Source organism: Streptomyces sp. NPDC058239 (assembly GCF_042882185.1).
Taxonomy (GTDB): domain Bacteria; phylum Actinomycetota; class Actinomycetes; order Streptomycetales; family Streptomycetaceae; genus Streptomyces.
Genome location: NZ_JBHVWS010000098.1, coordinates 1 through 21,131, shown reverse-complemented (window position 1 = coordinate 21,131; position 21,131 = coordinate 1). Strand labels below are relative to the sequence as shown.

Sequence of the window (21,131 nt, the reverse complement as noted above, 5' to 3'; positions counted from 1 at the left end):
CAACGGTTCCAGCTTCGGACCACGACGCGGTGCTGGCACACCCGAAGAAGCACTCATGCATGAACTAACGACGAATCTCGGGCGCAGGACACTAGGGCACGTTCATCAGCAACTTCCCTGAGTGCCGTACATGGGCTCATGATCACGGGTGTGATATCCGTGTGCCGCTGCCGAACATACCGTGCGAGCGCCGTCTGTCGGGAAACATGTCCGATGCCGGTGTAGTTCACAGCATGAAATGCCACCACCGGTCCGCCGTTGTCGATCATTTCCCGGATTGTATGCACGGGCTCCTGTAAGGATCTGTGAACTCGCGGGCCGTCTTTTCTGCGTGAGGAGTAATCACAGACCGGGTCAGTGGCAGTCGTCACCCCGTGGGATGCGCGACAGGGGGAATCCAGAAGCGGGGTGAGCGGCGAGCGTCCGCACCGTCACAGCGTGTCCGGCGGACCACGAACCGAAGGCGAACTGCCACGCCTCCATGGCCAGCGGATGCTCCGGAGACTGCACGCCCTCCTGGTCCGCCTCGGTGGACGGTACGAGCCGCGCGTCCTGGTCGAGTCGTACCAGCCCCGCCGCGGTCAGCGACCGCAGGGCCGTCTCGGCCGCCTCACGCTCTCTTCCCCAGGACACCGACTGTTCGTATGCGGGCCCGATCAGCCATGTCGCGTGATACACATCCAGCTCGCCCGACGCGATCAGCCGCTCCGTCGCTCGCAGACCGCCGAGGTGACATTGAAGAGCCAGGGCGCCGATGCCCAGGTTCAGAATCACCAGGAGCCCGCTGGCGCTCAGGACGAGCCACAACACACCATCCATGTGGACAGGAACAGACCATGCTTCCAAGCTTGACCAGAGCGCGTCAGTAGGTCCCAGGTGGCGCACGCCGTCGGCCTCGGACGGGTGCGACGTCCATGGAGTCCGGGTGCGACGAGCCGAACCGCGTTTCGTAGCCACGCCATACTGGCCCGTGGCGGGAACAGAGAGGCGGAACGGTGATCCAACAGCACACGGAGTACGACGTCTTGGTGGTCGGAGGCAGCGGGGTGGACACCATTGTCCGCGTCGACTCCCTGCCGGTACCGCTCGCCGACTCGGTCCCTGTCGGGCCGATCGAGGAGTGGCCCGGCCACACCGGAGGGAATGTGGCCCTCGGTACCCGGGCGCTCGGCCTGAAGGTCGCGTTGCTCGACTGCATCGGCGACGACTGGACGGGCGCGCAGGTGCGTGAGCGGCTGGCCGAGGGGGACGTGGAGTTCGCCCCGCTGATCTCGGCGGCGGGCACCCGCCGCGCGGTCAACCTGGTGGACGCGACCGGACGCCGGATGTCCTTCTACGATGCCCGCGACCCGGCCGGTCTGCGGATGCCCCGGGACTTCTACCTTCCCCGGCTGCGGCGCACTCGCCACGTCCACCTGTCCATCATGAATTTCGCCCGCTTCCTCTACGACGACATCGAGGATCTCGGTGTCCCTGTCTCCACGGATCTGCACGACTGGGACGGACTTGCCGACCACCATCGCGAGTTCGCGCTCCGCTCGGACCTCGTCTTCCTCAGCGCGGCGGGCGCGGGCCAGGACGCCACCGCCCTGATGCGGGAGATCCTCCGCGAGGGCCGCGCGGACACCGTCGTCGTCACGGCGGGCGCAGACGGCTCCTACGTCCTCACCCGGGACGGCGGCTCGGTCCCGCACCACATTCCGGCGACCGTTCCGCCCGCACCGGTGGTGGATTCCAACGGCGCGGGTGATGCCTTCGTCTGCGGCTTCCTCTACGGGAGACTCGCGGGCCGGGACGCCCTGGAATGCGCCCGCCTGGGCGCGGTGGCGGGCGCCCATGCCTGCACGGCTCCGGGTTCCACCGCCCTCATTGCCCAGGAGGCCCTTCTGGCGTCGGCTCAGGTCCGGAGCACGAGTCAGTAGACCTCCGGGCGGCGAAGCCCGGCGCGGGGCTGACGTCCGCCGGCGGGCCATGCGGGCGGCTCACGACTCGGCCACCACGATGCAGAACGTAGACCGTGCGCCGTGTGGTGCGTTCCAGTCCGAGGATCTCGTCGGCGGCCCGGGCATCTCGGAAGACGGAACCGTGGTCTGGTCGTGGTCGACGCCGATCACCGGACTCCGGCCCGGTCTCGAATGCCGATGACGTCATGGGGCCAGTCAATCAGTAGCCAGCAGCCGGAGCGGCAGGTGCCGGAAGGGATGCGCGTACGGTTTCGGCCAGAGCCACCGGGTCGCCCGTGGGCTTCACCGGGTAGTTCTTGAGCTCCAGGTTCCAGGCGTTGTCCCGCTCGAACCAGTCGATCGCGGCCGGCGGCTGCCCGGTCACCAGGGCCGTGTCGAGGGAGTCGAGGTAGAGCGTCCAGCGCTTGGCGTAGAAGTCGCAGACCAGGCCCGACCATTCGCGGTTCGCGTAGTCGCGCAGCCCGCCGGACTCGCTGCCGGACCGATGGCCCCAGGTGGTGAGGACCGAGCGGGCGTCGAATTCCGCGGCGGCCCGCTCGGCGTCGGTGCTGCCCCAGGACTTGGCGTCCTTCAGCCAGGGCCCCAGCATGAACCGCCGGTCGGTGGCCAGCAGCCGGTCGAGCAGGGCGAGGTCCTGCTTCCACTCCGTGGTCCGCTGCCGGTACAGGGCGAGGTCCTTCCCCTCGTACGCGGACTTGATCTGAGGCAGCAGCGTACGGCTGCGGTTGGCCAGGGCCTGCCGGGCCACGTCCACCACATCGAAGCGGTACGCATCCGACTTCCGCAGATTGGGGGCGACTTGGAGCAGCTCCGTGAGCGCCTGCTGGACCGTCGACGCGTCGTACCGCATGGACGACGGGCTCCAGCTGGCCGCCGTGCCGACGGTCAGCCCGGGGCGTGCGGTGAAGAGGCTGTCCTGGGACTCGCTCCAGGTGCCGGACGGGGTGCTGTAGGGGCCGGTCCGCAGCAGCTCCCACGCCTTGGCGGCGTGCGGGTCGGCGCCGCCGTAACGGCGTTCGGCGTAGTCGGCGAACCAGGCCGAGTGGTCCAACGGGGCGGTGCGCCAGGCGAGTTCGGTGAAGAGTTCGTACGCGACGGGGTTGCCGCCGGTGCCTTCGGGTAGATACGCGATTCCCTGGAGCGCACTGTTCGGCTTCGTACGCCACTCGTTGAACCGGGCTGTCCAGACAGCGGTGTTGGCCCCGATCGTGGTGTGGCCGCCGAAGTTGGGGATGGTCCCGAAGGCATAGGGCGCGCCGTGCCAGGCAGCCTCGCGGTCCAGGCCGTTGTAGCGGTCGGCAAGGCCGTCGACGATGAAGAGCTTGCTCTTGTCGACCGCGTCGATGAGCTGTGTGGAGGGGTTGTTCTGCCAGCCGAGCAGGACCCAGGTGGCACCCGGGTGCGCGGTCTGCAGGGCGTTCATGACGGCCTTGGCCGCGTCCCCGATGGGCACGTTGCCCGGCCTGCCGCCTTCGTGCAGCAGATCCATCTTGTACATGGCGGAGTCGCCGAACAGCTTGCGCTGATGACGGTAGAAGGCCGCTGCGACCTTCGGGAACATCTCGCTGCGCGGGTCCAGCCAGTCCGGCCGTTCGAAACCGACCCAGCCGCCCTGCGGGACCACGGGACCGGTGGGGTTGCGGTCGGTGAACCCGGGCGGGACCGTGCCGTAATAACCGGGCAGGACCGGCGTCATACCGAGTCGGCGCAGCCGGTCGGCGATCCTGCGGCCGAGCGCGGCGCGCTGATCCAGCAGCTTCTCGGTGACCGGGCCACCGAACCCGGACATGTTCTGCATCAGCCACCACGGCTGGTGTGCCGGGCCCGGAATCCAGGAAGTGAGCTCCTTCTTCGCGTAGCCGAACTCCTGGAAGGTGTCGTAGTACACGGCGTCCGCGCCCATCTGCACGAAAACCTCGTTGACGCCGTGCAGCGCGAGGATGTCGATCTGCTTCTCGTACGAAGCCCAGTTCCGGTACGCACCGGAGTAGCCGTCGTCCGTGTCGTTGAGGGCGAACCGGTGCGGCACCGAGGCGTCCTGGCGGACCGTGCCGTCGGGTGCCGGGAGTTTCTTCGGGAGCCTGGACGTGCTGTCGCCGGGCCAGCCGATGTCCACCTCGGCCGTGTACTTGAGGTACCAGTTGACGCCGCTGAGGAGCACGGCGGGGCTGGTGCCCTGGATGCGCACATGACCCGTGGTCCCGGAGACGGCGAAGTAGTCACCGGATGCGGGACGGCTCACCGGTACGAGGTCGAACTGCCCGGCGTGCCGGGGGAGGAGGCGGCGCAGTGCTGCCTTCGCCGGCCCGGGGGCGAAGGCGAGCCCGTCGCTGGGGGCGGCTTCCGCGGGAGTGGCGGGAGTGCTCAGCACTGCGGCCAGCACAGCGAGGGCGGCGGTGCAGGCGACGATCCAGGATCTGAGGCTTCTCAAGGTTTGACCTCGTCCGATGAAGGGATGCGGGGGCTTGCCGAGGACATGGTGCGGACGCGCATCAGACTTACTAACGGAGCATTCGTTAATATGAGCGGGGTGTGCCGCGGTCGTCAAGAGCGCCGACAGCCCGGGTTCTCGAAGCGCTGGGTACAGTGCCGACAGCACGGTCGGGCAAGGGAGTTGACGCACATGCCAGTCCGGAAAGCAGCGGCCACCGGGCCGCACGTCCTGCGCCGGATGAACGTAGCCGCGGTCCTGGCCGCACTGCGGGAGGGGGACACTCCCACCGCCCGGGTCACCGACCTCGCATCGCTCACCGGACTGTCACGGCCCGCGGTGACCAGGGCCCTGACCGAGCTGAGGGACTGCGGCCTGGTGGAGTTCACCGCGGCTGCCGGACCGCAGCAGCTCGGCCGTCCCGCCCAGTACGCCAGGTTCCGCGCCGAGTCGGGACATGTCGCCGGGGTCGACATCGGTCCGCACAAGGTGCTGGTGATGATCGCGGACCTGGCGGGTCAGGTGCTGGCCACCCATCGTGCAGCCGTGGACAGGGGAGTGGCCGGGCCACAGCTCTTCGCAACCGTCCGCGCCGCACTGACGGCGGCAGCGGCCGAGGCGGGCGTGCCCTTGTCGAGCCTGTGGGCGGTGAGTACGGGCACTCCGGGCATCGTCGACCGCGAGCGGGGCGAGGTGCTGCTCGCTCCCAGCATTCCCGACTGGGCCGGGCTGCCCGCTGTTTCGCTGCTGCGCGACTGGCTGCACTGCCCGGTGTCCATCGACAACGACGTCAACCTCGCGGTGCTCGCCGAGCGTTGGCGCGGAGCCGCGGCTCCCGCCGGAGCGGGCAGTGGCGCCGACGCCGGTGTGCGCACCGACTGCCTGGTCTTCGTTCAGTGGGGGCGGCGTATCGGCACCGGCATCGTCATCAATGGCAGGCCCTACCGGGGGAATTCGGCCGCCGCCGGTGAACTGGGCTTCGTCGATCTCGTCGGTGATCCCGACACCCGTCCCGGACCGCGCCCGGCCGACGGCATGGGGCCCTTCGAGCGGCTGGTCGGCGCCGAGGCCATTCACCGGCTGGCCCTGGAGGCCGGCGCTCCCGTGGGCGGTGCCCATGACATCGCACCGCTCTTCGCAGCGGCGGAAGCGGGCGACCGGGCTGCTGTCGAGGTGGTGGAGCAGGTGGCCGCCCGGTTCGCCCGAGGACTCGCCGTGCTTCTCCTCGTCCTCGATCCGGGCAGGGTCGTCATCGGCGGCGGGGTGTCGCGAGCGGGGGACACCCTGCTGGGCCCTGTGCGCAGGCATCTGCGATCGCACACCCTGGTGCCGGTCGAGCTGAACGCATCGGTGCTCGGCGAACGAGCCGTTGCGATGGGTGCGGTGCGCCATGCCCTGGACGTTGCTGAAGAACGCGTGACGACAACACATCAAGGTGTCACGTAGCAACGAGGGGGCGGACCCGTCCCAACAGCCGGTTTCACCCGGTCGGTCCGACTGCGTCACACCGCTGCTGTCCGGGCCGCACTATCACTGCCGACACCAAAAACGCCGAGTCCGTCGTGCCTCTCATGGCGAGCCTGGACTCGCCGCCGATCTGGTGCTGCTGCCGGCGAGCGGCCGTTCGGGCAACGTCACCGGATCGGACCTCGTCATCGACGGAGGACTGATCGTGACCTTGTCACGGGAGTTCCCCGGCCCGGTACGAGGCCCGTCCCACGACCCTCGACGCGGCACGAGCATCGAAAACAGCGAGGCTCAGCCACAGAAGAATGCGCTTTTGTGACCCCTTGTGCAGGCCGCAGGATGGCGGAGAACCGGCCTACGGGGGAGGAACCATGTCGTCAGCCATCGAAACGGGTCTGCTGCCCATCACTTCCGAGATCCGCCCGGAAGGGCTCGCAGTCGGAGGGGTCCTGCTCACCGAACTGGCACAGCGTTTGGGAACACCGCTCTTCGTGTACGACGAGGAGCACCTGCGCCGACGCTGCCGGGAGGCGGTCGCGGCCTTCGGCCAGGACAACGTCGCGTACGCCTCCAAGGCATTCCTTTGCACGGCCATGGCCCGACTGGCCCATGAGGAGGGACTGTTGCTCGATGTCGCCTCCGGCGGCGAGCTGCGGGTGGCGCTGCACGCGGGTGTTCCGGCCGGCCGGATCGTGCTGCACGGCAACAACAAGGACGAGGCGGAGCTGCGCACGGCGATGTCAGCCGGGGTGCGGCATGTGGTGGTCGACAGCTTCGACGAGATGGACCGCATCGAGCTCCTGCACTCCGAGGAACAACTGCCGCCCGCCCGGGTCCAGTTGCGGGTGGCGCCCGGGGTCGCCGCAGGCGCACACGAGGCGATCCGGACCGGTGGCAACGACTCGAAGTTCGGCTTCGGCCTCGTCGGCGCAGCCGCCGCAGCCGCCGTGCGGCGGGCCGCCGGCTCCCCGGCGATGATCCTGGAGGGCGTCCACGCGCATGTGGGCTCCCAGGTGCTGGACACGGCGGAGCTCGCGGCAGGAGCCGCGGCCGTCGCGCGGTTCGCCGTGGAGACAGGGGTGCACCGGCTCACCGTCGGCGGCGGCCTCGGAGTCGCGTACGAGGCGGGGCAGACCGTACCCTCGTTCGCCGACTGGGCGGCCCGGGTGCGCACCGCGGTGCGCGATGCGGGCTGGGGCGGCGACGTGACAGTGGAGCCCGGCCGGTCCATCGCCGCCCGCGCGGGGCTGACCCTGTACCGGGTGGGCACGATCAAGCGGATCGAGGGCGTGCGGACATACGTCAGCGTCGACGGCGGGATGAGCGACAATCTGCGCCCCGCCCTGTACGGCAGCCGCTACGAGGTGTTCCTGCCGCGTCGTCCCCGCGCCCCGCGCCCGCTGCGGGCGCGGCTGGTCGGCAAACACTGCGAGAGCGGCGATGTGATCGTCGACGACGCCGCCCTGCCCGCCGAGGTCGCAGTGGGTGATCTCCTGGCCACGCCGGTCACGGGCGCATACGGCTATGCCATGGCGTCCAACTACAACAAGTTGCCGCGCCCCGCAGTTGTCTTCGTGTCCGATGGCCGTGCCCGCACCGTGGTGCGCCGGGAGACCGAGGAGGACCTGCTGCGTCTGGACGTGGACGAGGCCGCCGGGCCCGTCGAACCGCCGGCGTCAGTACGGTCGGGTGCCGGGGCGGCGCAGTGCGTCGGCACGGCCTAACCTGACCCGATGCTGAACAGTGCCCGACTGCTCGTCCTGCTGGAAATAGCCCGCACGGGCACCATCGTGGCCGCGGCCCAAGCGCTGCATCTGAGCCCGTCCGCCGTCTCGCATCAACTCGCCCGGCTGGAGCAGGAACTCGCGGTGGCGTTGGTGGAACGTCAGCCGCAGAGCCTGCGGCTGACAGCGGCCGGAGTGCGGCTGGCCGAGCACGCACAGGCTGTCGCCGACCTGATGGCTGTCGCACAGGACGATCTGCGGGCGCACTCCGAAGGCGACGCCGGGGTACTGCGGCTGGGCTTCTTCGCATCCTCGGGCCTGGAGCTGCTTCCTCGGGCGCTGTCGGCCTTCGCGGCCGAGCGGCCCCAGGTCGAGCTGGAGCTGATCCTGGGGCAGCCGCACGAGCTGGTGCCCGATCTGGAGGCGGGCCGGCTGGATGCGGCGGTCGTCTTCGAACATCCGCTGGACCCCTGGTGCCGGCAGGCGGCCGTGGACGTGGAGATGTTCTTCGACGAGCCGCAGCTGGTGGTCCTCCCATTGCGGCACCGCCTCGGTCGGCGCACCACGGTCCGGCTCGCCGCTCTGGAGGGGGAGAGCTGGATCGGTACGCACGGCGGCCACACCGGCGAACCGGTCCTGGAACGCGCATGTGCGGCCGAGGGGTTCCGGCCGCGGGTCCGCTGCCGCAGCGATCACTACCAGGTCACGATCAATCTGGCCCGCGCGGGCATGGGTATCGCGCTCGTCCCGGCCCTCGGGCTCGGCGACACCACGGGTGTGCACGTCTGCCGACTGGACCATCCCCGACTGCACCGGCGGATCGGGGTCGCCACCCGGCCCACCAACCGCAACCCGCTGCTGCGGATCTTCCTTGCGGAGCTGCGGTCGGCCGCCGAGGAGATCCGGTCGTTGCTGGAGATGCAGTGGTCCTGACCGGCGGGGCGTGCCGCTCTCACTCGGCGGCGCGGCGTCGGGCACAGGCCGCGAGGGTACGGCCGACGTCCCGGATGGCGTGCACAGCCGCCCGCTGCGTGCTGGGGCCCAGCGCCGGGTCCCAGTGCGCCACCACGGCGTACGCCAGCCGGCGCGCACCGACGATGACACCGGCATCGGCGCGGACCCCGGTGTCGGTACCGGACTTGTTGGCCACCAGAAGCCCGTCGGGCAAGGGGTTCGGGAAGCCGGGGGCGTACGGGTCGTGATCCACCAGGGCGGGGACCAGACCGTGGTCGGTGTTGGTGCGCATCCACTCCAGCAACCGTGCGGAGGCTGCCGGGGAGCTCATCGTGCCGCGTACCGCATGTGTCACCAGCCGTGCCAGGTCATGGGCGGTGCCGGTGGCGAAGACGGGCGGCACATCAGGGCCCCGGATGTCACGAACCTTGTCGTGCAGTGTGAGGCGGTCGAGCCCGAGTTCGTCCGCCAGCCGGGCCGTGGACTCGAGCCCCACCAGGCGCAGGAGCGCGTTGGTGGCGGTGTTGTCGCTGACCGAAGCGGTCAGCCAGGCCAGATCCTCGACGGTCCAGCCGCGCCTGCTCATCCGGCGCAGCAGCCCGGTGCCGTCCGCCATGTCCTCGTCGAGGACTTCGACGGGCCGGTCGGCGAGCAGCTCCCCGGTGTCCAGTCGGCGTGAGACCTCGGCGAGCAGCAGCAGCTTGGAGGCGGACGCGACCGGCAGCACGGTGCGGTCGTCGACCCCCACCGTCTCGCCGCCGTCGATGTCGACGGCCGCGACGGCCAGGGTGAGCGGCAGCGCTGCCGAGCGCCGCGCCGCCGCGGCCACTTGGGCCAGACTCATCGGATCCTCACCACTTCTCCCGCCCGCGCCGAGGTCGGGCAGCCGCCTCTTACCGCGACCCGCCCAGCCACCACGACGGTATCGATGCCTTCGGGGGCCAGCAGCGGTCGGTCGAAGGTGGCGGTGTCACGTACCGACGCCGGGTCGAGGACGACCAGATCGGCGAGAGCGCCGTCGCGGACCACGCCGCGGCCGGTGAGCCCGAACCGCCGGGCCGGCAGACCGGTCATCTTGTGCACCGCGCTCTCCAGCCGGATCAGTTGCTGGTCGCGGCCGTAATGGCCGAGTACGCGGGCGAAGGTTCCCGCCCAACGAGGGTGCGGGCGACCGGGTTTGGGGACTCCGTCCGAGCCGATCATCGACAGCGGGCTGGCGAGCACCCGCCGGACGTCGTCCTCGCGCATGGAGTGGCTGATGATCGTCACCTCGCCCTGTTCGGCCAGCAGCAGGTCGCACGCGTAGTCGACCGGGTGGACGCCGCGTCCGGCGGCGAGGTCGGCGATGCTGCGGCCCTCGGCCTCCGGCTGCGCCTGCGCGGCGGCCACGGTGATGAGGTCCCAGCCACCGTTGCCCACGGTGTTCTCCCACCCCTTGACGCCCTGAGCGATGTCCGTCCGGATCCGGTCGCGCGTATCGGCCCGGCGCAGCCGTTCCAGCAGGGCACCGACGCCGCCCTCGCTCGTCCACGGTGGCAGCATGGCGTGCAGAACGGTGCTGCCCGCGGTGTACGGGTAGACGTCGCACAGCACGTCCACGCCTTCGGCACGGGCCTGTTCCAGCCGGGGCAGGGTGCGCAGCGTGGCGCCCCAGGCGTGCCGGCCCGCGGTCTTGTGGTGGGAGATCTGCAGCGGGGCGCCGGAGCGCACCGCGATCTCCAGGGCTTCCTCCAGGGCGGTCTCCACCTGCGACATCTCGTCGCGCAGATGGGTGACGTAGGGCTTGCCATGACGCGCGGCGACTCCGGCCAGCGCGACGATCTCCTCGGTGTCGGCGTAGGTGCCCGGCGGGTAGATCAGCCCCGTGGACAGGCCGGCCGCACCTTGGCCGAGCGCCCGGTCGAGCAGCGCGCACATGGTGTCCAGCTCGTCGGGCCGGGGCGGGCGGGCCTCGAATCCCATCACCCCGGCACGCAGCGTGCCGTGGCCGACCAACGAGGCGATGTGGGTGCGGCGCAGGGCAGGGTCCTGTCCGGTGGCGAACGCGTCGAAGTCCACGGCGGGTTGTACAGGTCCGAGCCCGAACGTCACTCTGAGATGCTCGGCGAGTGAAGGCAGCCGTTCCGGCAGCGAAGGGAACAGGCTCGTCCCGCAGTTGCCGCAGATCTCCGTGGTGACGCCCTGCAGCAGTGGTGCGAGGCGAAGGTCGTCGACCGGCTCTGCGGCGCCGTGGGGTGCCGCGAGGGCGTCGGAGTGCGTGTGCACATCGATGAAGCCGGGTGCGATGACCCGACCGGTCACATTCAGGGTCTCTGCCGCCGCGGCCGGGGTGCCGGCGGGCAGCACGGCGATCCGTCGGTCCACCACCGCGATGTCCGCGTCCCTGGCGGGTGCGCCGGTTCCGTCGACGAGTGTGCCGCCGCGCAGCAGCAGATCCAGTGGGCGGCCCATCACAGCACCGTCGACAGGAAGGCCCGCGTGCGCTCGTGCCGCGGGTCGGTGAACAGAAGCTCCGGGCTCCCGGCTTCGACGACGGCACCCTGATCCATGAACAGGACACGGTCGGCGACCTCGCGGGCGAAGCCCATCTCGTGAGTGACCACGACCATCGTCATACCGCTGCGGGCCAGGTCTCGCATGACGCCCAGGACCTCGCCGACGAGCTCGGGATCGAGAGCGGAGGTGGGTTCGTCGAAGAGCATGAGTGCCGGCTCCATGGCCAGTGCCCGGGCGATCGCCACGCGCTGCTGCTGCCCGCCGGACAACTGCCCCGGGTAGTGGTCCGCCCGGTCCGCAAGACCGACGTGGTCCAGCAGCTCCCGGGCCTGCTTCTCGGCCTGCGCACGGGAGAGGCCCTTGACGGTGACCGGCCCCTCCATCACGTTCTGCACCGCTGTGCGGTGCGGGAACAGGTGGAATCGCTGGAACACCATGCCGATCCGCTCCCGCTGCCGCCGGATGTCACGGGGGCGTCGCTCGCGCAGGAGACGCCCGGACGGGCCGTGCTGCTCGTAGCCGATCAGCTCACCGTCCATCCACACCCGCCCCGCGTCGATCTGCTCGAGGTGATTGAAGCAGCGCAGCAGCGTCGACTTCCCGGACCCGGAAGGGCCTATGACACACAGCACCTCACCGCTGCGGACATCGAGATCGATGCCCTTCAGCACCTCGGTGTCACCGAATCGCTTATGGACCCCACAGGCCCTGAGGATCACCTCGTTCATGCCGCGGACTCCTTCCTGTCATGTCCGGGTACGAGATTCGCCAGGACCCTGCGCCGCAGCGGCGGGGCGGCGCCCGGGCTGTAGCGGCGTTCGACGGCATGCTGGCCGATGCTCGCGATCGTGGTGAGTACCAGGTACCAGAGGGAAGCCACCAGCAGCAGCGCCACCACCTCGAAATTGGCGAGGTAGAGATGCTGGGAGACGGTCATCAGATCGGCACCCGCGATGACCGAGACCAGCGAGGTCGTCTTGAGCATGGAGATGAACTGGTTGCCGAACGGCGGGATGATGACTCTCATCGCCTGCGGAAGGATGATCCGGGACAGGATCTGACGGTTCGACATGCCGATGGACGCACCCGCCTCGCGCTGGCCGGGGTCCACGCTCTGAATGCCGGCCCGCACGATCTCGGCCATGTAGGCGCCCTCGTTGATGGAGAGACCGAGCAGGGCCGCCACGAAGCCGGTGATGACCTGGTTGGACTGCCAGCTGATGAGTTTCGGGCCGTCGAACGGGACACCGATGCTGATCACCGGGAACAACAGGGCCAGGTTGAACCAGAAGATGAGCTGGACCAGCAGCGGGGTGCCCCGGAAGAACCAGGTGTAGGCACCGGCGGTGAGACGCAGAACCGGACTGTCGGAGAGCTGCATCACCGCGACGAGTACCCCGATGGCGATGCCGAGAGCCATCGACACGAGCGTGAGCTGAATGGTCACCCCGAGGCCCTCGAGGATCACACCGTCGAACTGGTACTTGGCGACGATGTCCCAGTGCAGGTTGGGATTGACGATGACGGTGTAGGCGAGCCACACCGCGAACAGTGCGGCGGCGAGGACCGCCAGCCAGCGCCCGGGACGGGGACGCCGGGTCACCTGGAGGGAGAGGTCGTCCTCCGGTGGCGCAGCGGCGGTGGTGGCTGCCGGGGCCGCACCGAGGGCGGCGCCGGGCATCTTCCGGTAGGTCATGTCCGCACTCACTGCCCGTCGTTGACAGTGGCCTCGGGCACGGCGCTGTCGCCGACTCCCCAGGTGTCGAGGATCTTCCGGTAGCCGCCGTTGTCGATCAGTTCCTGCAGGGCCTTGTGGACGGCGTCGCGCAGTCCGCCCTGGCTCTTCGAGGCCGCGATGCCCCATGGGGCGGTGCCGTACTGCGTCGGCAGAACCTCGTACGCGCTGCTCTTCTTTGTGAACATCCTGGCGACGGGATAGTCGACGATGGTTGCGACCGCGCGTCCGCTGTCCAGTTGCAGCAGCCCGGTCGGCGCGTCCTCGCTCTGCGAGATCCGCATCTTCTCCCTGCACTTGGCGTTCTGTTCCTCGCCGATGTGGAGGTTCGAGCTCCCCTTGGCGAGGACGACGGTCTTTCCGCACAGGTCCGTGAGGGACTTGATGCCCTGCGGGTTGCCCTTCTTCGTCATGATGACGCCGCCGGTGCGGAAGTAGTCGACGAAGTCGACCGCCCGGCGCCGCTGGGCACTGTCCGTCATGGACGACATGACCAGGTCGAAGCGTCCGGATTCCAGACCGGGGATCAGCCCGTCGAAGGCCGCATTGGTGAGTTCGAGCTTCAGCTTGAGCCGCTCGGCAATGGCCTCGGCCAGGTCGGGGTCGACACCTGTGAGCCGGGTGGTCCCGGGCTCGTACATCTCCATCGGCGGATATCCCACCGCGGTGGCCACCCGGAGCACACCCTTCTGCCGGTACTGCGCGGGGAGCAGTTCGGCTGCGCTCCGGCCGGCGGCGGCCTGCGAGGAACTGCCGGACGGGGCGTCGCCCTGGCCGGAGCGGCCACACGCAGTGGCCGCGAGAGCCACTACTGCCAGGGCTGCCAGACAGCGCAGAGAACGGGGACGATTCATCGGATTTCTCCCTCACGGGGTGGCGGTGCGCCGATGCTGGCAGTCGCGCCCGGGTGAATGGAAGATGATGAAGCTATTCATGCCTGACCATCGAAATCTGTACGGGTACGAATCTCCGTGGATGAGGACCCCGAACGGGAACGGGGCAACGCATGCAACAACCACTCGGCCGGCGTGCACTGCTGCTCGGCACCGGTGGACTGCTCGCGGGATCCACGGGCTGCTCGGCAGCCTCCCGGACTGCGGACAGCCCGTCCGAGTCGGTATCCCCGACATCCGCGTCTCCCTCTCCGCTCGCGTCCCTGCCCGCGACCACGGCCTGGCGCCCCGACCGCGCCGACGTGGACCCGACCGTGAAGCTGCGCGCCGTACAGGTGGTGGAGGCAATCGGTGAGTGGCCTGCCGGGCGGGGCGGTGCGGAGGCGGCCAAGAGACGGGTGGCCGCGCTGGGGGCGGCGCCGTCGCTGGTGGACCGGGCGGGCCCGCTGCTGCCCGACGCGGACGAGGCCGCGCTCCAGGTGATCGACGCGCAGTACGGCGGGATTCTGGCGGACTCGGCCAGTGTGATGGTGGTGTGCCGGCAATGGACCCCCGGGCATGCGGGCGGTACGACCGTCGACGTACGGCTGAGCCGGGCGCGGCCACGCTGGGAGGTCACCACGCTCCACCCCGGCCGTCCCGGCGCCGCCGCGGCGTCGCTGCCCGCGGTGGCGAGGCAGGTGCTGGACAACCCGCGGATCGGCCTGCCGCCCGCGGCGGAGGCCGACGTCCGCAGTGGGCGCATCCACCCGACCGTCCTACGGGCCCTGCTGCGACTGGCCGGTACGTACCGGATGGACGTCTCCGTGTTCCGCTCCGGGCATCCGCTGTATGTGTTCGGCACCGACCGGCCCAGCGATCATCCACCGGGCCGGGCCTTCGACGTATGGCGAATCGACGGGCACAAGGTCGTCGATCCGGCTACTCCGCTCCGGTTGACCGAGTCCTTCATGCGGGACGCGGCGGCGGTCGGCTCGTACAACGTCGGCGGACCGATCCGGCTCTCCGGGGGCGCGACGGCGAATCAGTTCTTCACCGACGACACCCATCACGACCATGTGCACGTGGGATTCCCGCGCTGACGCCGCCCGCGATGCGGCGACCTCATGGTGGTCTTCCTCATCGCCTCGTTGCTGCTCATCATGATCACAGGTCTCGCCGACGGCTCCCGCGTGCTGCGCCCAGCACGAACGCGCTTACAACGAGGGCGGCGTCACCAACGAGACCGACGCCCGCACGTGGATGTGCCAGACCTACTACGACGTGCGCATGTTCGGCGCGGTCATGACCACCGGAAGGGAAGCCAAGAAGGGCGAGGGCCGCAAGACCGCCGGGCGCGTGCAGGGCCCCATCCAGCTCACCTTCTCCCGCTCGGTCGATCCCATCACTCCGTTCGAAATCGGTATCACCCGCGTCACCCCAACCCGCATCGAGGACATCGAAGCCCTGAAGAACCCGACGGAGAAGAACCGGGGTAAGGAATCGGAGATGGGCAACAAGCACATCGTCCCGTACGGCCTGTACCGCGGCGAAGGACACTTCAGCGCCCCTCTCGCCGCCAAGACCGGGGCAACCTCGGAAGACCTGGCAGCATTCTGGCGAGCGTTCGCGATCATGCTCGACCACGACCGCGCCTCCGCTCGCGGGGAGATGAGTCTCCGCGGGCTGTACGTCTTCACCCACGATGACCAGTACGGCCGCGCCCCCGCCAGACAGCTCCTCGACCTGGTCCACGTCAAACCCCTCGGGAACGCTGCGGCACGCGAGTTCAAGGACTACGCGGACGGCATCACGATCGACGACGCCGCCATCCCCGACGGCATCACCCTGCCCCGTCTCGTCGGCTGACCGGCATCGGTACAGGTCGCTGCGCCAGCACTGCCCCCGGCAGCGGCTCACTGATTCGGCCGACCGCCGCCCGGCCGTCGTACACCGGCCGGCGATGAGCACGCAGATCTACGCCGTGCTGAAGCCGGTACACGTCCCGCTGGAACGGGTGAACAGGTCCTCCGCGCGAGAGCGGAGGCAAGTCGAGCTCGACAAAAGCGATTTGGCGGCTGTTGGTGGGATCAAGCCATGGTTAGCGGGTTATGTCGTTAATTCGTAACGGCGCTGGGCGAGGGGCAACGTGCGAGGCGGCCGGCTCATCTGGATAGTGAGGCGCACCGGGCGCCTTCGCGAAGGAGTGGGTCTCACCAGGTGGGGGATCTGCGGGAGGGAAGTCCATGACCAGGACGAAGAAGACCTGGGTAAAGATGCGGTGCGGCCGTGTGGCTTTGATCGGTGCGCTGGGTCTGGCCTCAGTGGCTCTGGCCGCCGGGCCGGCGTTCGCCAAGGGCGGCGTGGACATCACGGCGCCGCGCACGGCGCATGTCGGCAAGACCATCACGGTCAAGGCGCATGGCGGCGATGACAGCGCCGGCTACCTGCATCAGCTGTGCCTGGAGGAGAAGGGCTTCGGCGAAGGGTGGCACCAGGAGAATTGCAGCGCCGCGCTCGAGGGCGACGCGCGGGTCACTGCACACGGCACGTCCGCACGCCGCGGCAACCTGGAATTCCGTGCGGTGCTGTACGGCCTGACCAGCCCGCATGACCAGAATCCCGTGCGCTTGCAAACCTCTGACGTGGTGACGGTGCACGTCCGCTGAATCAGCGGCGCGGCCGTGGACAGCCGGAACGACCACTGCCCACGGCCGTGCACCGAATCGCTTATCGGGAGAGCGCCCCGGCATCGTGCAGGGTGGTCACGAGGACGCGGCCGACCGCCTCCAGGGCGAAGAGGCGGCGACCGCGCTGGTGGCCCCGGTCGTGCTGCCCGCATCCCGCCCGGCCGCCGTCGTCCCCGCCCCGGAGCAGGAGCCCGCCGACGTCGACGACGACCAGGAGCTGGTCCTCGAGGAACTGGCCCCTGAGCAGGTCCGCGACTGGCGGGTGCGGGGGGATGAAGGACCACCAGGTTGTCTTCGACCACATCGGCCACATCGACCGGTACAGCGAGACGTCCGCGAGGCGGTTGTTCAGCCATCAGCTGGTCGACCAGGCGCAGCGCCTTTCGGGCACGCACCACCTGGTTCTGGAGCACACCACCTGGGGGCAGGCATGAGCGGGGGCGAGGTGTCCGGGGTCGACCTGGCCCGGGTCCTCGCCGTGTCGGGGCGCCGGGTGGCACCGGACGACCTCTCCGGGCCGGGTGTCGCCGCGCTGGCGGCGGGTTCCTGACCGCTCGTCATCGGCTCCCGCTCCTCCCTCCCCCCGCCCCCTGCTCGAACAACCCTGTCGAACGGCGCTGTCAGTGGGGCGCGGTAGCTTCGGGATTGTTCGAAATCACGGGGTGAGAGGGGTGAATTCGTGGGTGTCAGGCATGCGTTGAGCGTCGTCCTGGTCGACGTCAACGACGAGGTGGTGACGGCCTGGCGGTCCGCGTTCGCGGACACGCCGGAGGTCGAGATCAGGCGGGGTTCCCTTCTCGATGTGGACGCCGACGCCTGGGTCTCCCCCACCAATGAGCGTGGCCGGATGGACGGTGGGGTCGACGCCGTCGTCAAGCGGTACCTCGGTGCGGGCATCCAGGTGCGGGTGCAGCGGGCGATCCGCGACCGGTTCGGCGGACGGCTGCCGGTGGGCAGCGCGGTGTGCGTCCCGTCCGGGGCGGACGTACCCCGGTACTTGATCTCGACGCCCACCATGCGCCAGTCGTCGCAGAACGTCAGCGACACGATGAACGTGGCCCTGGCCTGCGCGGCCGCCTTCCAGGCGGTGCATCTACAGAACCGGGCGAAGCCGGGCAGCATCCGGTCGGTGGCCCTCGTCGGGATGGGCGCGCAGACCGGGCAGGTGCCCGCGAAGGTGTGCGCCAACCTGATGTGGACGGGCTACACCCTCTTCCACGACCACGGTTTCGCGGACTACGACGAGTTGCGGGCCGCCGTACTGGGGCAGCTCGACGACATCGAGGGAGCGGGGTCCGCACGGCGGGTCCGGATCAACGTGCCGCAGCGGCCTTCCTTTCGTCACTGACCCGAAGGCCTCGCAGGCCGGTGCCGCCCAGGGCGCGGACACCGGCGACGACCCTGCCGAATCTGTTCAGCATGCCGGAGCGCCCGTGGAGGCGTCCGGTTCGAGTATCGGGAGTTCCACCCTCGTGAGTGATGGCGACGTGACGGCCGCGGGCGATGCCGGTTCCCCGGCCGGGGATCCGCTGGGACTGGCCGACCTGTTCACCGGTGGCGGCGAGCCGTGGCTGCCGCTGCTCGGACCGGTGATCGAGGCGCAGCCGGGAGCCGCCGACTTCATCGGCTCGAAGCGCAGCCCGGAGGTCGTTCCGGTGCGCGAGCTGACGTTCCAGGCGTTGAAGCCGCATCCGCCGGAGAAGTGGAAGGTGGTCGTCTTCGGACAGAACCCCTATCCGCGGGCGGAGAGCGCGACCGGCATCGCGATGTTCGACAACACCTTCAACGACTGGAAGGACAGCCAGTTCGGCCGGGTCGTCAGCATCCGCTGCCTCATCAAGGCGGCCGCGATGTGGAAGTACGGCATCGTCAAGAAGACCCCGATAGCCGACGTCCGCGCCCTGCTGAAGAAGGAGGACACGGTTCAGCCGCCCGAGTGGTTCCAGGCGATGCTCACCCAGGGTGTGCTGCTGCTGAACGCTTCCCTCACGGCGAGCGCGGACGGGGCGATGGCGACCGATCGGCACACGTCGTTCTGGCGTCCCGTGGCCGAGCAGATCGTCGAGGAGATCCTCCGGGCGAAGCAGGACGCGGTGGAGGAGGACGACCGGGGGGTGGTGTTCGCCTGGTGGGGCGCGCACGCCCGGAGTCTGAAGAGGGTCGTCCAGCGGCTGGAGAAGAAGTACCCGGGGGTGCAGGTCCGTCACCTGGACCACGCCAATCCGGCCGCGCAGGGGGATCTGTTCTGCGAGGGCGACCACTTCGCCCAGGTGAACGACGCCCTGGCGGCGGTGGGGGCCGAGCCGGTCGACTGGCTGCCGCGGAAGGGCTGGGACCGGGGGACGGGCGGGGCCGGCGGGCCGGAGGACGGTGGTGTAGCGCAGCGGATGGGGGCGTTCATCGCGTCCACGATGGAGTTGCACCAGCTGTATCTGGAGCGGCTCACCAGCGTCAAGGACGAGGGCCTCGTCCTGCCGCCCGTCACCGGAGTGTTCGACACGCCGCTGATGGACTTCCGGAAGGCCGTCGAGCCGGTCTCGCGCGTACTCGCGCACCTGGATCGGCATATCGATCTGTCGAGCCGTTTCGGGGAGACGAAGGCCGCGGAGGCGGCGTCCGCGGGCGCGCTGTCCGGGGAGGCCGTGGGCGCCTTGTCGGCCGACGCGATCTCGGCCCTCTACCTGTACACGTGCGAGTCGGGCTTCTACCGCGAGATCAACGCCGTGCTGCGCTCGTCGGACCGCGAGCGCGTGGTGCCGTACCTGCCGTACCTGCGGTTGCTGTTCTCGGCGATGGAGGCGTTGCCGGCGCAGACGCGGCCGCTGTGGCGTGGTGTGGCTCTGGATCTGCGGTCCCAGTACCCGCTGGGGCGGACGGTGACGTGGTGGGGCGTGTCGTCGTGCACGTCCGAGCTGGGTGTGGCCCGCGCGTTCCTCGGCGGGCGTGGCCGGCGGACGCTGTTCGAGGTGACGCCTGCGCGGGCGGTGGGGATCCGGCGGTTCTCCGCGTTCACGGGGGAGGAGGAGTACATCCTCGCGCCGGGGACTCAGCTGAAGGTGACGGAGGTGAAGGCCGAGCGTGGGGGTCTGTGCACCGTGCGGCTGACCGAGCTGGAGGGGGCCGGCCTGGTGTCGTGACGTCCCCGGGCCGGGCATACGAGCGCCCCGTGGCGGGCCTGAGCCGTGCCGTGGAAGAGGACCGGAAAAGCAGTACCTCGCCCTTCACTCTGACCTGGACGGAGCTCGAAGTACCGCGCAACGGCTGACCATCTCCCGGAGGTTGTTCGGGTCCCGCCCCCGGCTCTGCCCGACGCCGACCAGCCGCCGTAGCTTCACCACCGCCGGTTCAGCGGCGGCGGCCGAAGGGCCACCAGCTCCGACGTGTCCGGCGGAGGGGCGGGACGGCCGGTCGTGGTGGTGCAGGCGGCCGCGGCAGCAGAGGCGGGTGTGCCGGAGGCTTCGGCTCAGCGGGTGGCGTCGTATCCGGTACGGCCGGACCGGGCGGGGACGTCGGCGTCGGCGGACCGGGGGATGGCTCGATCGACGGTGCCGCTGGCGCCGAGGGCGGGACCGCTGGCGGGGCAGCCTCTGGCGGTGCGGCGGACGTGGGCGGCCCGCTGGGGTGCGGCCTGGGGGAAAGACGGGCCGCCCGTCCCGGTGCGGGCTTGTGTTTGGCTGCTGCCTCGCGGGCCTGGCCGAGGGTGCGCTGGGCGAGGGAGAGCGGTGGCGGGCGAAGGCGGTCGCCGAGCTCGACACCCCTCGGTCGCCCCTGCTGCTCGCCTCCCGCCGCGCCGGCTGGGACCTCCACCGCGACACGTACGACGGCACGCGCCCGAACACCTCCGGCGAGCACAGTCTCGCGGCCGCCTTCGCCGACGCGATGCACCAGGCGTGGGGCCTGGGCGGGCCCGTACACCGCTGAGGCCGAGCCGCACAGGTGACGTATTCTCACGTCACCTGCCAAGTCTGCGGCCGGGGGGATTCACACGGCCGGGGCCGGCTCGACACATTGGGGATTCATTGCGTGCAACATCCATAGGCGCCGTACTCACCGGCGCCCTGGTCCTTTCCGCCTCCGCTGTCACCGCTCCAGCCGCGTACGCCGCGGAGACCGGTGTGGTGATCAAGAAGGTGTCCGTGAACGGCGGCAAGCCCATCGTCCTCGGCACCTCCCAGACCGAGTCGTTCACCATCTCGGTGACGGCTTCGGACGATTCGGGGATCAGCAGCAAGCTCGCGTTCTTCCAGATCAAGCGCGAGGTCGGGGACAACTACTGGTCGTACCACGGCACCCCGACGTGCACCGCGAGCAGCGCCACCACCTCCACCTGCAAGCTCGCCTTCAAGCTCGACTCGGGCTGGGGCGTGCCCCGCAACACCCTCGCGGGTCCGTGGAAGGTGGTCGTCCAGCTCCAGTCCAAGGACGGCGATCTCTACAACAACGGCGGCGACATCACCCACCCGGTCCTGCGCCGCGGCAAGCTCAGCGTCGATGCCGGGCCCGAGCCGGTGACCAAGGGCAAGTCGCTCAAGGTCACGGGCAAGCTGACCCGCGCCAACTGGGACAAGCGCACCTACGCGGGCTACACCAACCAGCCCGTGAAGCTGCAGTTCCGCAAGGCGGGCACCAGCACCTACACGACCATCAAGACGGTCAAGACCAACTCGACGGGCAACCTGTCGACGACGGTCACGGCCTCGGCCGACGGCTACTGGCGCTGGTCCTTCGCGGGCACCTCCACCACGTCGACGGTCAACGCCACAGGCGACTACGTCGACGTGCGCTGACAACCCGGCAC

18 protein-coding genes and 2 pseudogenes are annotated in these 21,131 nt (G+C 69.7%); 12 read left to right on the top strand and 8 right to left on the bottom strand.

Features of this window, described 5'->3' with window-relative positions:
- Positions 1 to 354: 354 nt before the first annotated feature.
- Entirely contained in the window at positions 355 to 819 is a 465-nt protein-coding gene (locus tag ACFVYE_RS45805; RefSeq protein ID WP_389609499.1) for a hypothetical protein, read from the bottom strand.
- A 176-nt stretch (positions 820 to 995) separates the two neighbouring features.
- Between ACFVYE_RS45805 and ACFVYE_RS45800 the strand changes: the two genes are divergently transcribed.
- A complete protein-coding gene (locus ACFVYE_RS45800) occupies positions 996 to 1,922 on the top strand; it encodes a carbohydrate kinase family protein (protein WP_383964585.1) in 927 nt (308 codons plus the stop codon).
- Positions 1,923 to 2,163: 241 nt separating this feature from the next.
- Here ACFVYE_RS45800 and ACFVYE_RS45795 read toward each other — a convergent pair whose 3' ends face one another.
- The gene (locus ACFVYE_RS45795; RefSeq protein WP_383964582.1) at positions 2,164 to 4,395 is read right to left on the bottom strand and encodes an alpha-N-acetylglucosaminidase; all 2,232 of its coding nucleotides are present in this window, start codon (positions 4,393 to 4,395) and stop codon (positions 2,164 to 2,166) included.
- Between the two features lie 192 nt (positions 4,396 to 4,587).
- Here ACFVYE_RS45795 and ACFVYE_RS45790 point away from each other — a divergent pair, with 192 nt between their 5' ends.
- The 3 genes from ACFVYE_RS45790 (at position 4,588) to ACFVYE_RS45780 (ending at position 8,519) form a co-directional block, all read left to right on the top strand.
- Entirely contained in the window at positions 4,588 to 5,841 is a 1,254-nt protein-coding gene (locus ACFVYE_RS45790) for an ROK family protein (protein WP_383964579.1), read from the top strand.
- 392 nt (positions 5,842 to 6,233) lie between these two features.
- Entirely contained in the window at positions 6,234 to 7,586 is a 1,353-nt protein-coding gene (gene lysA / locus ACFVYE_RS45785) for a diaminopimelate decarboxylase (protein ID WP_389609497.1), read from the top strand.
- A 9-nt stretch (positions 7,587 to 7,595) separates the two neighbouring features.
- Positions 7,596 to 8,519, top strand: coding sequence for a LysR family transcriptional regulator (locus ACFVYE_RS45780; protein ID WP_389609495.1), 924 nt, complete (start codon positions 7,596 to 7,598; stop codon positions 8,517 to 8,519).
- 19 nt (positions 8,520 to 8,538) lie between these two features.
- On the opposite strand, the gene ACFVYE_RS45775 is transcribed toward ACFVYE_RS45780, so the two are convergent.
- From ACFVYE_RS45775 to ACFVYE_RS45755, 5 genes are read right to left on the bottom strand one after another with little or no spacing between them, the layout of a single operon-like run.
- Entirely contained in the window at positions 8,539 to 9,384 is an 846-nt protein-coding gene (locus tag ACFVYE_RS45775) for a serine hydrolase (protein ID WP_383964570.1), read from the bottom strand.
- Positions 9,381 to 10,991 (bottom strand): amidohydrolase family protein, encoded by a 1,611-nt coding sequence (locus tag ACFVYE_RS45770; RefSeq protein ID WP_383964568.1) that lies wholly within the window; start codon positions 10,989 to 10,991, stop codon positions 9,381 to 9,383. The genes ACFVYE_RS45775 and ACFVYE_RS45770 overlap by 4 nt, the downstream gene beginning before the upstream one ends.
- Positions 10,991 to 11,764: an amino acid ABC transporter ATP-binding protein gene (locus tag ACFVYE_RS45765; protein WP_389609493.1), complete on the bottom strand. Its 774-nt coding sequence runs from the start codon at positions 11,762 to 11,764 to the stop codon at positions 10,991 to 10,993. Before ACFVYE_RS45765 ends, ACFVYE_RS45770 begins: the two co-directional genes overlap by 1 nt.
- Positions 11,761 to 12,732, bottom strand: coding sequence for an amino acid ABC transporter permease (locus ACFVYE_RS45760; RefSeq protein WP_383964564.1), 972 nt, complete (start codon positions 12,730 to 12,732; stop codon positions 11,761 to 11,763). Before ACFVYE_RS45760 ends, ACFVYE_RS45765 begins: the two co-directional genes overlap by 4 nt.
- An 8-nt stretch (positions 12,733 to 12,740) precedes the next feature.
- Positions 12,741 to 13,625 (bottom strand): ABC transporter substrate-binding protein, encoded by an 885-nt coding sequence (locus tag ACFVYE_RS45755; protein ID WP_383964561.1) that lies wholly within the window; start codon positions 13,623 to 13,625, stop codon positions 12,741 to 12,743.
- A 152-nt stretch (positions 13,626 to 13,777) separates the two neighbouring features.
- On the opposite strand from ACFVYE_RS45755, the gene ACFVYE_RS45750 reads away from it, so the two are divergent.
- From ACFVYE_RS45750 to ACFVYE_RS45740, 3 genes and pseudogenes are all read left to right on the top strand, one after another.
- Positions 13,778 to 14,746, top strand: a complete 969-nt coding sequence (locus ACFVYE_RS45750; RefSeq protein ID WP_389609491.1) for a hypothetical protein — start codon at positions 13,778 to 13,780, stop codon at positions 14,744 to 14,746.
- A 112-nt stretch (positions 14,747 to 14,858) separates the two neighbouring features.
- A pseudogene (locus ACFVYE_RS45745) lies at positions 14,859 to 15,512 on the top strand (type I CRISPR-associated protein Cas7); the annotation flags it as partial.
- Between the two features lie 377 nt (positions 15,513 to 15,889).
- Positions 15,890 to 16,312, top strand: a complete 423-nt coding sequence (locus ACFVYE_RS45740) for a hypothetical protein (protein WP_383964555.1) — start codon at positions 15,890 to 15,892, stop codon at positions 16,310 to 16,312.
- 61 nt (positions 16,313 to 16,373) lie between these two features.
- Here the strand turns inward: ACFVYE_RS45740 and ACFVYE_RS45735 are convergent, their stop codons facing one another.
- Positions 16,374 to 16,637, bottom strand: a complete 264-nt coding sequence (locus tag ACFVYE_RS45735) for a hypothetical protein (protein WP_389609489.1) — start codon at positions 16,635 to 16,637, stop codon at positions 16,374 to 16,376.
- Between ACFVYE_RS45735 and ACFVYE_RS45730 the strand changes: the two genes are divergently transcribed.
- From ACFVYE_RS45730 to ACFVYE_RS45710, 5 genes and pseudogenes are all read left to right on the top strand, one after another.
- Positions 16,606 to 16,767: a hypothetical protein gene (locus ACFVYE_RS45730; RefSeq protein ID WP_383964552.1), complete on the top strand. Its 162-nt coding sequence runs from the start codon at positions 16,606 to 16,608 to the stop codon at positions 16,765 to 16,767. The genes ACFVYE_RS45735 and ACFVYE_RS45730 overlap by 32 nt on opposite strands.
- Positions 16,768 to 17,012: 245 nt before the next feature.
- The gene (locus tag ACFVYE_RS45725) at positions 17,013 to 17,681 is read left to right on the top strand and encodes a macro domain-containing protein (protein ID WP_351197848.1); all 669 of its coding nucleotides are present in this window, start codon (positions 17,013 to 17,015) and stop codon (positions 17,679 to 17,681) included.
- A gap of 124 nt (positions 17,682 to 17,805) precedes the next feature.
- Positions 17,806 to 19,470: an ADP-ribosyltransferase domain-containing protein gene (locus ACFVYE_RS45720; protein WP_389609487.1), complete on the top strand. Its 1,665-nt coding sequence runs from the start codon at positions 17,806 to 17,808 to the stop codon at positions 19,468 to 19,470.
- A 592-nt stretch (positions 19,471 to 20,062) separates the two neighbouring features.
- Positions 20,063 to 20,254 (top strand): annotated as a pseudogene (locus tag ACFVYE_RS45715) (hypothetical protein); the annotation flags it as partial.
- Between the two features lie 98 nt (positions 20,255 to 20,352).
- Positions 20,353 to 21,120, top strand: a complete 768-nt coding sequence (locus ACFVYE_RS45710) for a hypothetical protein (protein WP_389609485.1) — start codon at positions 20,353 to 20,355, stop codon at positions 21,118 to 21,120.
- The last annotated feature ends 11 nt before the right edge of the window (positions 21,121 to 21,131 follow it).